Source organism: Veillonella parvula, assembly GCF_018366295.1.
In the GTDB taxonomy this organism is placed as follows: Bacteria; Bacillota; Negativicutes; order Veillonellales; family Veillonellaceae; genus Veillonella; species Veillonella parvula_P.
Genome location: NZ_JAGZIJ010000006.1, coordinates 40,670 through 58,070 on the forward strand (window position 1 = coordinate 40,670; position 17,401 = coordinate 58,070).

The 17,401-nt window shown below is 38.8% G+C and carries 14 protein-coding genes; 11 read left to right on the forward strand and 3 right to left on the reverse strand.

All coding sequences use genetic code 11. From position 1 onward, the window contains the following. Window positions 1-223: 223 nt before the first annotated feature. The 3 genes from KHY58_RS06485 to KHY58_RS06495 form a co-directional block, all read right to left on the reverse strand. Entirely contained in the window at window positions 224-1,411 is a 1,188-nt protein-coding gene (locus KHY58_RS06485) for a multidrug effflux MFS transporter (RefSeq protein WP_278472592.1), read from the reverse strand. 389 nt (window positions 1,412-1,800) lie between these two features. Next, a complete protein-coding gene (locus tag KHY58_RS06490) occupies window positions 1,801-3,438 on the reverse strand; it encodes an L-lactate permease (protein WP_008602367.1) in 1,638 nt (545 codons plus the stop codon). Window positions 3,439-3,733: 295 nt separating this feature from the next. Next, the gene (locus KHY58_RS06495; protein WP_004698291.1) at window positions 3,734-4,873 is read right to left on the reverse strand and encodes an Ldh family oxidoreductase; all 1,140 of its coding nucleotides are present in this window, start codon (window positions 4,871-4,873) and stop codon (window positions 3,734-3,736) included. A 580-nt stretch (window positions 4,874-5,453) separates the two neighbouring features. Between KHY58_RS06495 and KHY58_RS06500 the strand changes: the two genes are divergently transcribed. The 11 genes from KHY58_RS06500 to KHY58_RS06550 all read left to right on the forward strand — a co-directional run bounded on the left by KHY58_RS06500 (window position 5,454) and on the right by KHY58_RS06550 (window position 17,398). Then, complete coding sequence (locus tag KHY58_RS06500; protein WP_278472594.1) at window positions 5,454-7,457, forward strand: molybdopterin-containing oxidoreductase family protein; 2,004 nt, start codon at window positions 5,454-5,456, stop codon at window positions 7,455-7,457. Between the two features lie 204 nt (window positions 7,458-7,661). Beyond that, on the forward strand, window positions 7,662-8,999 hold the full coding sequence (gene brnQ, locus KHY58_RS06505) for a branched-chain amino acid transport system II carrier protein (protein ID WP_278472596.1): 1,338 nt from the start codon (window positions 7,662-7,664) through the stop codon (window positions 8,997-8,999). Between the two features lie 149 nt (window positions 9,000-9,148). Beyond that, window positions 9,149-10,222, forward strand: a complete 1,074-nt coding sequence (locus KHY58_RS06510) for an iron-containing alcohol dehydrogenase family protein (RefSeq protein ID WP_278472599.1) — start codon at window positions 9,149-9,151, stop codon at window positions 10,220-10,222. A 44-nt stretch (window positions 10,223-10,266) separates the two neighbouring features. Continuing rightward, window positions 10,267-10,503 (forward strand): DUF1653 domain-containing protein, encoded by a 237-nt coding sequence (locus tag KHY58_RS06515; RefSeq protein WP_004698254.1) that lies wholly within the window; start codon window positions 10,267-10,269, stop codon window positions 10,501-10,503. An 8-nt stretch (window positions 10,504-10,511) separates the two neighbouring features. Continuing rightward, on the forward strand, window positions 10,512-11,288 hold the full coding sequence (locus KHY58_RS06520) for an HAD family hydrolase (RefSeq protein WP_004695003.1): 777 nt from the start codon (window positions 10,512-10,514) through the stop codon (window positions 11,286-11,288). A gap of 136 nt (window positions 11,289-11,424) precedes the next feature. Then, a complete protein-coding gene (locus KHY58_RS06525) occupies window positions 11,425-12,333 on the forward strand; it encodes a DUF3829 domain-containing protein (protein ID WP_101928489.1) in 909 nt (302 codons plus the stop codon). Between the two features lie 212 nt (window positions 12,334-12,545). Beyond that, on the forward strand, window positions 12,546-13,187 hold the full coding sequence (locus KHY58_RS06530) for a peptidylprolyl isomerase (protein WP_008602382.1): 642 nt from the start codon (window positions 12,546-12,548) through the stop codon (window positions 13,185-13,187). Between the two features lie 124 nt (window positions 13,188-13,311). Next, window positions 13,312-13,563, forward strand: coding sequence for a GIY-YIG nuclease family protein (locus KHY58_RS06535; protein WP_012864827.1), 252 nt, complete (start codon window positions 13,312-13,314; stop codon window positions 13,561-13,563). A 51-nt stretch (window positions 13,564-13,614) separates the two neighbouring features. Beyond that, window positions 13,615-14,073, forward strand: a complete 459-nt coding sequence (locus KHY58_RS06540; protein WP_004695011.1) for a DUF1934 domain-containing protein — start codon at window positions 13,615-13,617, stop codon at window positions 14,071-14,073. Beyond that, entirely contained in the window at window positions 14,039-15,772 is a 1,734-nt protein-coding gene (argS, locus tag KHY58_RS06545) for an arginine--tRNA ligase (protein WP_278472600.1), read from the forward strand. Before KHY58_RS06540 ends, argS begins: the two co-directional genes overlap by 35 nt. 15 nt (window positions 15,773-15,787) lie before the next feature. Further along, the gene (locus KHY58_RS06550) at window positions 15,788-17,398 is read left to right on the forward strand and encodes a CTP synthase (protein WP_004695015.1); all 1,611 of its coding nucleotides are present in this window, start codon (window positions 15,788-15,790) and stop codon (window positions 17,396-17,398) included. Window positions 17,399-17,401: the final 3 nt, after the last annotated feature.

A 17,401-nucleotide genomic window follows, 5' to 3' on the forward strand; every position in this document is an offset into this window, starting at 1 on the left:
TGTTGTAGGAAGAAAGAATTAATATATTTTAGATATAGTTTGTTAGCCCTACAATGGGACGTCTCTACGGGTAGTGTTAATATAAATAAGATACCCCTTTCCAAAGCGATTTTACGAAGCGTAGCGCCGTACTGAGCAAGGAAAGGGGTATCTTATTTATATACTAAAATATGCTGTTGTAAAGGGGCCCCATTGTAGGGCTCACACAAATGCTTAAAAGAGATTATTCTTTCTCTACCAAACTATATAGGCACAATAAGGAAAGCGCTGCACATACTAGCATTGTAATCCCCATGGGAATCCCCGTATATTCCCCACCAATACCAACTAATGGAGATACGATTCCTGCAGAGAACATGCTAGCAAAGCCAAGTACTGCAGAGGCACTTCCAGCCATTTTACCGTATTTAGCCATTGCCATAGAGAAAGAGGCAGAGCCAAATAGGGATACTGTACATACGGTAAAGAATAGAATGGCCGTTACAGGAATAAGTGGCCATTCGAAAAGCATAGCTATTAAGAATAGCAAGGAGCCGATTGTTAGTTGCCAGAGGGCAAATGTTAGTAATTGTCGAACTGTGATTACATTACTTAATCTAGCGCTTATGGCACTAGCTAAGATAATACCACAGCTATTGATACCAAAGAGATAGCTAAATTCTTGTGCAGATAGTTGGAAGATGTTTTGGTATACAAAGGATGAACCTGAGATATACGCAAAGAATCCACCAAAAGCAAAGAATTGGATTAGTGTTTGCCCAAGGAATCGCTTATCTTTAATAAGCGTAATGTAGTTCTTTGTAGCAGTTGCAACGCCACCTGTAACGCGTTTTTCTTTAGGTAAGCTTTCACGGAAGAGAAGAGATCCCGCTAATAGAATAGCAGAAAATATTGCTAAAATAACGAAGATAACGCGCCATGTAGTGAATAGTAATAATTGACCGCCGATGAGCGGAGCGATTACTGGCGCCAAACCGTTAACCATCATGAGCAATGCAAAGAGTTTAGTCAATTCTTGACCAAATGCAAAATCTCGAGCGATGGCCTTAGCAATTACAACGCCCACAGATCCTGTTAAACCTTGTAGAAATCTTCCGAGTAAAAGTATTTCAATGCTTGGTGCATAAGCACAGATTATGCTAGAGATAACGCAAAGTAAGTTGCCTGTTATAAGAGGCAACTTGCGGCCCATAGTATCACTAATAGGACCTCCAAATAATTGACCTAATGCAACACCAAAAGTCATCACACCAATGGTCATTTGAATATTTGATGCAGATGTATTTAGTTCACTAGGCATAATTGGTAATGCTGGTAAATATAAATCTGTTGCAAGTGGTGTGATGGCTGTCAACAGACAAAGGAATACTACTAAGATGAAAGAGACCTTAGCAGAATTTTCTTGAGTCATAAAACCCTCCTATACTAAAGTGAGAAAAATAAAAGTCTGCGAATCGCACTTCGCAGACTGCATTTAATTTTTTCTATTTGATACGATGTATTTTACCATGATTGAGAAAAAATATCTATATGAAATATTGAGTTTGCTATATCTCTATTTATAGATTACAATTAGTATATTAATTATATCTAAAAATATCAATGTGTTTATTGGCGATGGGAGAATTATATGAAATATTAACTAAAAGGTTTTGTGTTAGCTGCAATAGTAGTAATCGGGACAGCTACGGTTTCATCTGTAGAAGCAATATCATTAAACCATGTTATATGTAGTATTCTCATATGTGGCAACAAAAAAGAACAGCTCGTGAAGAGCTGTTCTTTTTTTGTTACCAGTTCTTAGAAGAAAAAGTGGTGAATTTCATGGATGAAATGTTGACCGAAGAAGGAAATACAACCGTGCATTACGATAAATACAATGAAGTATTTGAAGGCACTGTTCATGATAACGCTTGCTTCGATTTCATGTTCTAGTTTATGAGCTTCTTCAGCACTGATTTCTTTGTGGTTTTCTAGGTATGCTTTCAAAGCAGGCCCTACGGCACCAATAGAAATCGCGATGGATTGTGGGGACAACATTTTGCCGATACCAGCTGCACCGGAGTTAACTGCTGCCAACCAGAAACCAAGGTCTTCGAAGTTTGTAGGATCTAAGCCTTGGGCTGCAGCAATTTGAAGTGGGCCAAACAATACGTTGGAGTTTGTACCAGAACCAGTCAAGAAGGCACCTAACGCACCTACGATAGGTGCGAATAGAGGGTACAATGTACCTGTACCAGCAACCATTGCTTTTGCAATATCTGCAGTCATACCAGAGTAAGTCATCAATTTAGCTGTCATAACAACTGTGATGATTGTAAGGTATGTGAATTTCAAGTTTTTAACTGTGCTACCCAATGTACCGAAGATTTCGCCAGCTTTTGCTTTTTGGATGAAACCACCAACAATACCAGCGATAAATATCATAATACCAGGAGTTGCAATCCATACGAATGTGTAAGGTTTTGCACCGGCACCTTGATAAATAGGTACAGATGTTTTAATGGACGCAAGAGGACCATTAATTGCAGGGAACAATTTAGAAGTTAATAACAATAATACGAAGATTAAGATGAATGGCATTGCAGCTACAAGGCCTTCGCCACCAGAAACTTTAGGGACTTCGCCAGTTTGTTTAACTGCGTATTTAGGATCATTAGGAGGCATGATTTTTGCACAACCAATGATAACTGCCATGATAACGATGGATGCAGAAATTACGGATAATTCTGGACCCATTACAGCGTTGATTACAGTTTCAGGAACTGCTAATGCTAAACCAGAAAGCAATGTTACAAGGAATACGCCTTTTAACGCTTTAATACCGCCACCAATAATCATAACAACAAAGAATGGAGCGATAAGGTTAAGCAAGAACAATTGTACGGAAATGAATGTACCTAAATGGCTTGGATCAAGGTTTGTTAAGGATGCCAATGTAGTTGTTGGAATCCCGATAGAACCAAATGTTGTTGGTACGGAGTTTGCAACGAGACATGCGATGATAGATTTAAGTGGGTCAAAACCTACGGCAACCATCATAGCTGCAGGAATTGCAACGGCAGTACCGAAGCCAGCCATACCTTCCATGAAGGCACCAAAGCCCCATGCAAGTAGTAATGCAAGTACACGAGTATCAGATGTTACAGAAGAAAGCATGGTTTTAATAGTTTCCATTGCTTTCGTATGTACTACCAAGTTATAAACGAAGATAGCAGCTGTAATAACTAATAGGATTGGCCAGATTGCCAATGCGGCACCTTCAAGGGCACCAGTGACCATAATAAATGGGTCAGCTTGGAATGCTGTAATAGCGATAATGAAAGAACCAATCGCAGCAACACTTGTTGCTTGCCATGCAGGTAATTTCAAGATGGATAACGCTACAATCAACCAAATGATTGGAGATAGCGCTAATAGAACGGTGATAGCACTCATTTCTAAGATCATCCTTTCAAGTAAAACAAAAATATATGCTCAACAGGACGACGTAGTTTAATCAATTTAATTGATGAATAAATCGCTATGATGTTAATTTGTAAAAGTTCAGTTAAAATAAAAGCTTACAATAAAATAACAGATATACTTATCATAAAAATTGATATAGTACATAAAATTTTTTAACCTCATAGCCTATGAGGTCAAAAACATAAGAGAGGGGACATAAACAGTGTTTATGTCCCCTTCTGTACTAACTACAAGTCCTTGTTAGGGCCATTACTAAGTTTAGGTATTAGTAGTTACCTTTGAACATTGTAGCAGGAGCTTCTGGTACATAATCGCCGAAGTAGGATTTGAAGTCTAGACCTAATTCATTGCAAAGGTCTTGAACTTCAAGCATTGTACCGTTAAGTACAGGGATGCCTTCAGCTTTAACTTTTTCAACGGATTCATGTTCTTTTTCGCCATGAGTATAGATACGATCTTGACCTTGAGCTTTAGGTGCTTCACGTAATTCTTGTAAGAATTGGGAGAAGTGTTTTTTGATTTCCGCAGGGTCACCGAAGAATTCAGGGTTGATAGCCATGAAGCCGTGGCAGATATTGGATTTACCACCAACCATACATTTGTTGGAAGTACCACCTTGGGACAAGATAGAGGAGAATAATTCAGCAATCATGCCGTTACCATAACCTTTGTGGCCCCCAAGAACTTCTGTAGCACCACCTAAAGGAAGGATACCGCCGCCTTCATGACGGGAGATGTTGCCCAATACTTCAGCTGCATCAGTGGAAGGAACGCCGTCTTTATTAACAGCCCAACCATCTGGAGTAGCTTTGCCCATTTTATTGTACATTTCAAGTTTACCACGAGTTACTACTGTAGTGGAGCAATCGAAGAAGAAGTCAACAGGATCAGCTGGTACAGTCCAAGCGATAGGGTTAGAACCAAGCATAGCTTTACGAGCATATGTAGGAACCATGATTGCTTCGGAGTTTGTACAAGAGAAACCGATTAAGCCTTGGTCGGATGCCATTTTAGCATAGTAACCGGCGATACCGTAGTGGTTGGAGTTACGTACGGATACGATACCAACACCGGATTTTTTAGCTTTTTCGATAGCCATTTCCATAGCTTTATGACCCAATAATTGACCCATGCCGTCATGACCGTCGATAACTGCAGAAATTGGAGTTTCTTTTACGATTTCAGGTTTAGCGTCGATTTTAATCAAGCCATTAGTGATACCTTTATGGTAACGAACCATACGTTGCATACCATGGCTTTGAATACCGAACAAGTCAGAAGTCAAAAGTACGTCTTGGATGATGTCAGCTTCTTTTTCGGAGAAACCAAATTTTTGGAAAGCGTCCATGCTCAATTTTTTTAGTGTTTCATAAGGGAATAACACAGTGTTTTTTGCGTCTGCCATCGTTAAAACCTCTTTTCAGAAAATATGTACCTGATATAGCTACTTCACATTAGATAACCATGAATTCAAAATGATTTCTTGTGAGTTCTATATCCTCTCAAATGACACTGTCAGTATAGCACAGAAACAAGTGAGATTGAATAGTCTTACAGTCTGAACGACATTACTAAATACGCATACGTACCGGTGATTTTTGTCACATAATCTATACGACACTATTAAAATGTCTGATTATACCTAAAACTATATGGTTATGACTTTTAGTAATGATTACATGATTTTTTTGAAGAATTTTGGTATTTTTATAGAACTTATTAGTATATCTGTTTAGGCATTGGACAAGAATGATAATGGATAGATATCGATAAAACTTGAAATGTCTAACTATATATATCAAAATAAATGATGAGGTCATAAATGTAATGTGATAATCGAATGCATTGATATACATAAAATAATCATTTCTAAAACCTTTTTAATTCAGAAGATGTGCAAAAGGTTATACTTATACGAGTCATACTATAATATAATATAAATATACATCCTATAGTTTATACAATTTATAAGCGAGGTGCTTATCATGAAAGAATATAAATCTGTATGCCCATACGATTGTCCCGATGCATGCGGTCTCATTGTATCAGTCGATAATAATAAAGTAATATCTGTTCGAGGGGATAGAGCACATGCTTTCACAAGAGGTACACTATGCCCTAAGATGGCACATTATGAAAAGGTAATCCATTCTCCATTGCGCTTGAAGTCCCCTATGAAGCGTGTCGGTAAAAAGGGAATTGGTGAAGATCAGTACACTCGTATTAGTTGGGATGAAGCCCTTGATGCAATTGTCAATAATTTCAAAGAAACTATTGATAATTATGGCAGTGAAAGTATTTTGCGTTACTCTTATGCAGGAACAATGGGGGTTATTCAGAGTCCTGCAGCAGATTATTTTTTCCGTTGTATTGGTGCTACAGACCAAGATCGAGGTATTTGCTCTCCTGCTAAACAAGCGGGGTTCCGTTCTGTTTACGGTGATACCTTAGCGATTAAACCACAAGAGGCGCAACATAGTGATCTTATCGTCTTGTGGGGGATAAATGCGACAGCCACAGATGTTCATATTTTACATGATGTGAACATTGCGAAAAAGAAGGGGGCTCGCGTTTGGATTATCGACACTCATAAAACTTATACTTTTAGCCAAGCTCATGAACATATTTACGTTAAACCAGGAAGTGATGGGGCACTAGCTTTAGGGATGCTCCATATCATTCATCGTGATGGCTTGGCAGATATAGATTTTATTAAGAAGCATGTCCAAGGCTACGATGAGTTGGTAAAAGAGGTGTTGCTTGACTTTACGCCGGGAAAAGCGGCTGAAATTTGCGGTGTTTCTGTGGAGCGGATGACTGAGTTTGCTCATGCTTATGCAAAGTCAAAAGCGCCGTTTATTCGTCTCGGCAGTGGACTATCTCGATATGGCAATGGTGCTATGACATGCCGTGCTATTAATGCCTTGCCTGCTGTGGTTGGAGCATGGCAATATCCTGGGGGTGGATTGTTGTCGAGTGCTAGTGGTAGTAAATTTATTGGCAAAGATGTGATGCAACAGGCTCATGTTCATGCGCCAGCTAAACGATTGATGCCTATGATTAAACTGGGTGAAATGCTTATAAACCCTGAAGGAACTAAAGTTCATAGTTTATATATCTTCTCTTCAAATCCGGCTATCACAGCTCCTGACCAGAATGTTGTACGTAGAGGGTTGATGCGCGATGACTTATTCACTGTGGTACATGAGCGTTTCTTTACGGATACTTGTAAGTATGCTGATATTATTTTACCAGCCACAACATCTGTGGAGCATGATGATATTTATAATTCTTATGGTCATTACACAATTGGGACGGGTTACAAATTGATTGAGCCAATTGGTGAATCTCGTTCCAACTGGCAAGTTATTGCTGAGTTAGCAAAACGCATGGGGTTGGAGGATGATTTTTTTGACCTTAGTGAAAAAGATCTTATTGAACAAATTGTGCGGACTTCGAGTCGTATATCCAAGAGGGACCAAGAGTTGATTTTAAATGGTGAGCCTGTGGAGATGACGGTACCTGAGAGTTATAAGATGGATTTCAAAACACCGTCTGGAAAAATTGAATTATATAATCCGCAGGATGTAGAACCATTAATTCGGTATATGCCTCCATATGGTGATAATGCACCGTTTTGGCTTATAAATGGTAATGATATTCGAATTTTGGACTCTAGCTTCTGCGAATTAGACTTTAATGATCCTGAGTTGATGAAACTTCGCATCCATCCAGAAGATGCAAAAATGTATAACATAAACGATGGTGCTGAGGTAGAAATCTATAACGATCGTGGCAGTGTAAAAATTAAAGCATACTACGACGATGAAGTACAGAGAGGGACATTGGTAACACTAGGTGTATGGTGGCAATCTCAATCGAGTGATCCTCACGTGGCAATCAATGCGCTTACCGCAGCTCGTCCTACCGATCAGGGATGGGGGAGCACCTTTTATGATGTACAAGTTCATATAAGAAATCTTTTGTAGTGAATGACCAATTAATAGTCTGTAATGATTACTGTAAAATAGGAATTTATCTACTTATTTCTATAAGTAAAAGTTAAAGTCTGTTACTTATGGGAATAACTCTATACGGATATAGAATAGTGAGGATATTTTTCTTGTATACCCAAGCCCCTTTAGATTATAATAGTAATATTATTTTTATATAACCTAAAGGGGGTTACATTTATGAATGGTAACGATAATCTGTCGACCCGTGCTTATCTGGCTATAGGCATGATGTTATTTGCTCTATTCTTTGGGGCAGGGAACTTGATCTTCCCAGCGGCCTTAGGTCAACAAGCTGGTGATAATGTCGGTTGGGCATTGCTCGGTTTCGTATTAACTGGTGTAGGACTTCCACTCTTAGGGGTTGCAGCTATGGGTTACTCTTCCTGTAAAGATGTTGAAGAACTTGCAAGTCGTGTGCATCCGATTTATGGCTTGTTGTACACAATTTCTTTATACTTGAGTATTGGTCCAATGTTTGCGACGCCGCGTACTGGTACTGTAGCTTATGAAATCGCAATTAAACCTTTTGCTGAAGGTTTAAGCATGAATATGAATATGGAACCAATTTTCTTGGCATTATTCTTTGGTATTTCTTTGTGGTTATCTATTAGTCCGCAAAAACTTGTTAACCGTATCGGTAATATTTTGACACCAGCTTTACTACTTGTAATTCTGTTGTTGATTGTTAAATCTTTTATTACTCCACTTGGTGGGTATGCGGTACCACAACCGGCATATGGTGATGCACCAACGGCTGTGTTACAAGGCTTCTTAGATGGCTACAATACAATGGATGCCTTAGCTTCCGTAGTATTTGCTATTCTTGTAATCGATTTTGTACGCCTCAGTGGTGCTACATCTCGTGCTGTGATTACAAAAACAGTAATGGAGGTAGGTGCAATTGCGGTAGGCCTTCTTGGTATCGTGTATGTATTTATCGCTAATATCGGTGCTACAAGTGTTGAACGTTTTGGTTTGTTCGAGACAGGGGCTCCTGTATTGTCCGTAAGTGCTAACTATTTGTTTGGTGAGTTCGGTCAAATCATCTTGGCTATCATCGTTCTGCTAGCTTGCTTGTCTACAAGTATTGGCCTTATCACTTCTTGCGGCACATACTTCCACAAGTTGACCCCAAAGATTAGCTACAAATTATATGTAGTAATTTTCTCTCTAGCGGCCTTTGGCCTCAGTATGTTTGGCTTGAAAACAATCATCAGTGCAGCAATCCCTGTGTTGATGCTCTTGTATCCGTTGACTATCGTAATCATTTTGTTGGCACTTCTTCATAATGTGTTCGGTGGTCGTCGTTGCGTATATGCATGGACTATGGCTTTCACAATGATTTCTGCCCTCATGACTGGTCTTGAAACTGCAGGTATTGCACCTATAGCTTTGGAACAGCTCTTTGCTCAATATATTCCATTCCAAAGTGCTGGTATGGGCTGGGTGAGCTTTGCGGTATTAGGCTTCGTTGTAGGTCTTATCCATAAAGGTCTTGCTTCCGATAATAAGTAATAAAGATAAAGGCTCTATGCTTTCATTTTGTGAGAGTATAGAGCCTTTTTATGTTTTGATTGTTGTCATATAAAATTGATTTTGTGTGTAGAAGTTTCTATAATAAGGATAAATAAGGATATAAATGATAAAAGAAGGAAGGAAATTTTATGCGTAGTACTCATTGTTTACCTAGTTATAGTTTTGGAGGTCATGATGTATTTGACGCTATTCCAAAGTTTACAAAATTATATGGCAAGTCTGTAGCTATCATCGGTGGCGAAACAGCTCTTTCTAAAGCTTTGCCACACATTCGTCCAGTGCTTGATAAAGCGGGGATTAAGGTGCTAGATATTATCCACTTTGGTGGAGAATGTACTTTTGCTCGAGGCAAGGAAATTGCACAAATGGCATCTGTAAAAAATGCGGACTTTTTGTTTGCTGTTGGTGGTGGTAAGGCCATGGATACAGTAAAAGTAGTAGCTATAGAGTTAGATGATAAACCATTCTTTACAATTCCAACCATTGCATCTACTTGTGCGGCAACGTCAGAAGTGGCAGCTGTATACACGGCAGATCATACTTTTGATGACGTAGCTTTTGTAAATCATCCTCCTGTGCACTGCTTTATTGATGCTGATATTCTCGTAGAAGCACCAAGCCGTTACTTGTGGGCAGGAATGGGAGATACTATTGCAAAACACTATGAAACTCATCTTTCTGCTCGCAATCGCGAGCAAGACTATAATACTCAGTTAGGCCTTACTCTAGCTTCTATGTGTAGTGAACCAATTTTAGCACATGGTATACAAGCCTATAAAGATAGTCAAGCTAATAAACGTAGTGATGCCTTTGATACCATTGCTATGACTGTTATCTTTACTACCGGTGTTGTATCAGGTTGTGTTCCTATGGCATATAATAGCAACATGGCTCATGCTGTATGTTATGGCTGTGTTACTAATAAAGAAACAGAAGAAAATCATTTGCATGGTGAAATAGTAGCTTATGGCTTACTTATTTTGTTAACCGTTGACCAACAAATGGATGAGTTACAACGGTGGTTGCCAGTATATCGCGAATTAGGTTGGCCTACTAAACTTTCACAATTAGATCTTACTGCATCGCATATTCCTCAAATTGTTGAAAAGGCTACATCTGTTCATGATATTGATGTATCTCCATATAAAATTACAGCAGATATGTTGACTAAGGCTATTCAATATATGGAATCTCTTGATTAATATGGTTTGTAACTATTTGTGTATGTTATGTGATGAGGTTATAAATGCAAGAAATTGTAAAGGGTGGCTTATATCGTCATTTTAAAGGCATGTACTATTACGTGTTAGATGTTGCAACTCATTCGGAAACGAGTGAACAGTTTGTGGTATATCAAAAATTATATGATCAACGTGACTTATATGTACGACCACTAGATATGTTTTTGAGTGATGTGGACCATGAAAAATATCCAGATGTAAAACAAAAAGAGCGGTTTAAGCTGATGAGTGGACGTGATTAGGAGGGCCTGTGGAGCAGAAGTTTTTCTTTTTCGATATCGATAATACCTTAGCTGTATGGCCTGAAGGTAAAATCCCTGAAAGTGCTCAATACAGTTTAGATGAGTTAAAGCGTCGTGGTCACCGTGTAGCCTTAGCAACTGGTCGTATTCAAGTGGATGCTAAGCGTTTCGCAGAGCAAGCAGGCCTTACTGATTTCGTAGCAGATGGTGGTCACAGTATCACTGTTAATAATGAATTGGTATCCATGATAGGTATGGATCGTGATGCATGTATTAAATATTTAGAGTATTTAGAATCACATAATATTCCTTGGGCCGTAACTGACCGTAATAAACTCGGTCGTATTACGCCGTATAAGGAAATTTTAGAGTGGCATCCAAATTGGGATGTATTTAAAACAACTGTAGACCCTAATTTTGACTTTCATAGTGTTGAAGAATTTTATAAGATTTATGTGTTTTTCAAGGAAGGAGAGGAAGAGGAGAAAGATATCGAGCATATGACACATAAGCTCATTCGTTATGGTGATGGCTGTGTTCTATATGAGCCTATGGAAAAGGCGTTGGGTATTCGTAATATGCTTGAACACTTTGGAATGAAGCCGAATCAAGCTGTTGTATTTGGTGATGGGTATAATGATCTGTCTATGTTTAGGCCTGAGTGGCTAAATATTGCTATGGGTAATGCGCGCCCTGAATTAAAGGCAAAGGCTGATTATATTACTACAGACTGTGATAAAGATGGCATTTATAATGCGTGTAAGCATTTTAAATGGATTGATTAATTATCGCTAATTCCCCTAAGCCAGGTGAAGTTTATATGAAGATTTATTTTTGTAGCTGTGGCTACAGAATTGGTGTAGTATAGTTAGTATAATGCGCTTAGTTCAATATTTATGTGTTAAAAGGAGAAGAGAAGATATGAACAATAAACGCAGATTATTTTCAACTTTACTTTGTGTAGCGGCATTGACAGCAGGTTTATTTGTTTCTGGTTGCGGCAGTGATAAAGCGGGTGGCATTGGCTCCGTAGTATCCTCAGTAGTTGATGGCGGTAGCGATGAGAAAGCAGCTGCTAAGCTTAATACACTTATTGATGCAACAAATCGCTTCAATGGTGACAATGCAACTTGGGGTCAAAACTATGCAGATAGTTTGGCTAAATTAAAGGGTGGTTTCCAAGAAGGTGCTATTGGTCGTCAACCTCACTATGATACTTTAAAAGATGCTTTGGAAAAATCTAAAAAAGAAGGTTCTACATTTAAAGAAGTTGACACAGAACGCGATAATGTATTAAATATTCTTAATGAATTAGTACCAACATTCAAAGATTTGAAAGCTTATGATGACTCTAAAGCCTACATGAACGATGGTGGTGCTAAAGGTAAAGAACTAGCAGCTAAATACGTAGCACAAGTAGAAAAATTTGATGCAGCTTATGCGAAGTTCAATGATGCTCTTAACAAAGCTAACACTGAACAAACTAAGAAACAAATCGAAAAATTGAAAAAAGACGGTAAAAAAGGCTATGCAGCAGCAATGGAATCTACGCTTCGCTTGACTACTCTTGTAGAAAATGTAGAAAAAGCTCCTAAAAATGCAGACAAACAAGCTGTAGAAAAAGAACTTAATGAAATTCAAACATTGCTTAAGAGCATAAATAATGATCGTGGAGAAGTGCTTGTTAACTCTTATAACTCTGTAGTTGGTTCTGTACGTCAAGTACTTACTGATGCAAATGAAAATAATCTTAACGACATGATTGAGAATTTCAATAATTATATTGAGTCTTATAATAATACAACTCCAGACCAATTTGACTCTAAATAATCAAATTAACTAAGTGATTAGTTGAGGCCTACAAAAACAGAGCTCCTTTGAAGCTCTGTTTTTTGTTGTTATATTATTTTTTTATATTTTTAATCTCAATAGCGCCATAATATGATATACTAAAAAAGAGCCGCTCATGGGTTGAGCGGTTTTTCTATGTAAATTTTAAATCTACATTTAGTTAAATATAATATTAGTATTTTGGGGGACATATGAACTGGAAACGCTTGGCTTTATGCGCAATGTTGGGGATTACAGTACTTAGTACAACAGCATGTAGTACCAAAACTGGGGAGCAACCACAAGGTAATACTGTGAAAGCAGAAACTGTGGCGATGCCTAATTTTACGAATGCGCCAATTGCAGATGAATATGCTATTTTTGATACAAACTATGGTCAATTTAAGGTTCGTTTGTTAGGGTCTAAAGCGCCGATTACGGTCAAAAATTTTGATTATCTCGTGAAAAAAGGCTTCTATAATGGTGTGACATTTCACCGTGTTATCGAAGGCTTTATGATTCAAGGTGGAGATCCTGATGGCACAGGTGCTGGTGGCCCAGGCTATACAATTCCTGATGAATTCTCCAATGATTTACACTTCAATAAAATGGGCGTTCTAGCCATGGCTAACCGTGGTCCTAATACAGGAGGATCTCAATTTTTTATTACCTTGGGACCTACGGATTGGTTAGATAATAAACACACCATCTTTGGTACTGTAGTACAAGGCATGGATGTAGTTGAAAAAATCGGCAAGGTTAAAACCGGTCGCAATGATAAGCCAGTAGAACCAGTAATCATCAATACCATTACATTGGAGCCGATTACTGATGATGCGAAAAATGGCAAATAAGAAAAGTACTTCTCAAGAGTCTCTTTCTGGTGAATGCGCATCTACACAAGAGGTACAAGGTATAATTGTAGATTGTGATACAATCTTGAACGACGCTAGTGTTCAAGGCGATGAATCAAAAGAAATGCACTATATTTACTTAGTGCGTTGCTCTGATGATTCTTTGTATTGTGGATGGACTACAGATCTCAAACGTCGAATAGATGCTCACAATGGACATATCCCAGGCGGTGCAAAATATACGCGAGGACGTCGTCCTGTGACCTTGGTATATGCTGAAAGCTTTCACCAAAAACAAGAAGCACAACGCAGGGAATATGCTATTAAACGGATGACGAAGACTAAGAAATTGAGACTCATTAAGGGTGCAAAATAGTCCTTGATTATGGTATAATATGATGATTAATTACTACCACGGAGGTTGAAAATGAAGCGGGTTCTAGTGTCCGTAAAGAGTGTACAACGAGATATGGATGGCAAGGATACCGTAGTGGAACTGATTTCCCCAGGTACGTCACATGAAAAAGGTAATGCTCAATATGTGCGTTATGAAGAATCTAGTGTGACTGGATTGGATGGGGTTAAGACGACCATTAAAATTCATGATGATTCTATCGTGTTGCTCCGAACAGGGGCTGTCAATATGCGTCATCAATACGTCCGTGGTGAAGAACGTGAAGCCGTATATGAAACACCATATGGTGATTTACATATGGCTGTAAATACTCATGAATTAACAGTAGACTTTCATGATGGCGTAGGTCATGTTCATTTAGGATATGATATTTCCGTTGAAGGTGAATGGCAATTTTATAATCAGTTAGATATAGACGTGCGGGAGGATATAGAGCATGGACATGAAGGAAATCCTGAAATCGGGGATTGAACAGGCATTACAAGATACGATTAACAGCGGTGATTTGCCGGCTGGGGAATATCCAGAAATCGTTCTCGAAGTGCCACCTCAAAAGGAATTCGGTGATTTTTCTACAAACATCGCTATGCAATCCGCTCGTGTAGCTCGTCAAAATCCTCGAGCCATTGCTGAAGCTTTGATTAGTCATATGAATTTTGATTGGCTTGAACGTGCTGAGGTTGCCGGCGCAGGTTTTATTAATTTCTTTTTGAAATCTGATATGGTGTACGATACGTTAAAAGCCATTTTGAATGCTGGTACTGAGTATGGTGTTCAACCATTGCGTGCGCGCGATACAATTCAAGTAGAGTACGTAAGTGCAAACCCAACAGGTCCATTGCATGTTGGTCATGGTCGCGGTGCTGCGTACGGTAGTGCTCTTGTAAACTTGTTACGTGCAGCGGGTTATAATGTACAATCCGAGTACTATATCAATGATGCAGGTAATCAAATCGACAACATGGCTATTTCCATTGAGTACCGTTTCCAAGAGTTACAAGGTGCTACATTAGTATTCCCACCTAAACGCAATGAAGACGGTTCTATGCCTGAGTTCGATATTCCAGAAGGGGCTTTAGTGTTCCCTGAAAATGGCTATCGTGGCCCAGATATTATTGAAACAGCGAAAGCGATTGCAGAACGCGAAGGCTTTGATAAATTAAATGCTATGAACGAAGCAGATCGTGTAGCCTTGTTTAAGGAAGAGGGCTTAAAAGAAAAATTAGCTCGCTTAGAGGAAACATTAAGAAACTTCCGCGTTACTTTTGATAATTGGTTCTCTGAACGTACAGTTCATGAAACGGATGAGATTCATCATTCCGTAGAGGCATTAAAGGCCCTTGGCAAAGTTTATGAAAAAAACGGTGCATTGTGGTTAAAATCCACTGATTACGGTGATGATAAAGACCGTGTAGTTATTCGTGATAATGGGGTTCCTACGTATTTAGCGGCAGATATTGCATATCATCGCAATAAATATGATCGTGGTTTCAAAGAAATGATTGATATCTGGGGCGCTGACCATCATGGCTATGTATGTCGTGTAAAAGCGGCTATGGCGGCGTTTGGTTATGACCCTGATAAATTAACAGTATTGTTATTACAAATGGTAGCATTGTTCCGTGACGGACAACTTGTTAAATTGTCTAAACGTAGTGGCGATAGTGTTACATTAGATGAATTGATCGAAGAGGTTGGCGTAGATGCGTCTCGCTATTTCTTCTTGATGCGTTCCTTGGATAGCCAACTTGATTTCGATATTAACTTGGCAAAATCTCGTAGTAATGACAACCCAGTGTATTATATCCAATATGCTCATGCTCGTATTCACAGCATTTACAACCAAGTGCGTGAAGCTGGCATTGCATTTGGCGATTATAGTGAAACTGATTTCACAACGCTTACAAGTGAAATGGAATTAGAATTAATTAAGAAATTAGCTGAATATCCGGAAGAGGTCGTTCAAGCTGCTGAACATCGTGCACCTCATCGTATTGCTCGGTACTTATACGATTTGGCAAGCATGTTCCATTCGTTCTACCGTCAAGGTCGTATCATTGGCGTAGATCCAGCATTACAACAAGCTCGTCTTGGATTAATTACAGCGATTGCCCTCGTTCTTCGTCAAGGCTTGGGTATTTTAGGTATTTCCGCTCCGGAAAAAATGTAATAGGTGGGAGGCATCATGGCAACTAAGTATATTTTCGTAACTGGCGGCGTTGTTTCTTCTCTTGGGAAGGGAATTACAGCAGCATCTTTGGGTCGTTTACTAAAAAACCGTGGTTTCAATGTAACGATTCAAAAATTTGACCCATACATTAATATCGATCCGGGTACGATGAGCCCTTACCAACATGGTGAAGTATTTGTAACAGATGATGGCGCCGAAACGGACCTTGATTTGGGCCATTATGAACGCTTTATCGATATTAACCTTAGTAAACGTTCCAATATTACAGCTGGTAAAGTATATTGGTCTGTAATCAATAAAGAGCGCAAAGGTGATTACCTAGGTAGCACTGTACAAGTAATTCCACATATTACAAATGAAATTAAACAAAATGTTTACCGTGTAGGTAAAGAGGATAATGCTGATGTAGTTATTACTGAAATTGGTGGTACCGTAGGTGATATTGAAAGCTTGCCATTTATGGAAGCTATTCGCCAAGTGAAAAAAGAAGTAGGTCGTAACGACGTACTTTACATTCACGTTACATTAGTGCCTTACATCAATGCCGCAGGCGAGTTGAAAACAAAACCTACACAACATAGTGTAAAAGAATTGCGCAGCATTGGTATTCAACCAGATATTTTGGTATGCCGTAGTGAGAAACATATCTCTGATGATATGAAAGAAAAACTTGCTTTATTCTGCGACGTAGAACCTGAAGCAGTTATTGAAAATCAAACTTGTAGCTCCATCTATGAAGTGCCATTGATGATGCAAGATCAAGGCCTTGACGATATTGTTATCAAAAAATTAGGCCTTGAAGATCGTCCTTGCGATATGACTGCATGGAAAGAAATGGTTCATAAGATCTTGAATCCTAATAAAGATATTACAGTTGCTATCGTTGGTAAATATGTAGCGTTGCATGATGCGTATTTATCCGTAGTTGAAGCTCTAGATCATGCTGGTATTGCTACGGGTACTAAAGTGAATATTCGTTGGATTGACTCTGAAGAACTTGATGATACATCTGTAGATCCTAAAGAGGTATTTGAAGGTGTTGAAGGTATCATCGTACCTGGTGGATTTGGGTCTCGTGGTGTAGAAGGTAAAATTCGTACAATCCAATATGCTCGTGAAAACAATATTCCATATCTCGGCCTATGCCTTGGCATGCAATCTGCAGTTATGGAATTTGCTCGTAACGTATGTGGCATGGAAGGAGCAACCTCTAGCGAATTCGACGAAAATGCTAAGTACAAAGTAATTGACTTGATGAGTGATCAAGTTGATGTAGATAAAAAAGGCGGTACAATGCGTTTAGGTATCTATCCATGCAAAGTGGAAGCAGGTACGAAAACTCACGAGGCTTATGGAGAAGATTTGATTTATGAACGTCATCGCCATCGCTATGAGTTCAACAATGAATATCGTCAACAATTGACTGATGCAGGCCTCGTAATTTCTGGTACATCTCCAGATGGCCGTCTCGTTGAAAGTATTGAAGTAAAAAATCATCCATTCTTCATTGGTACACAAGCACATCCAGAACTTAAATCTCGTCCAAATAATGCACATCCATTATTCCGTGGTTTCGTAGATGCAATCTTAGAACTAAAAAAATAGATT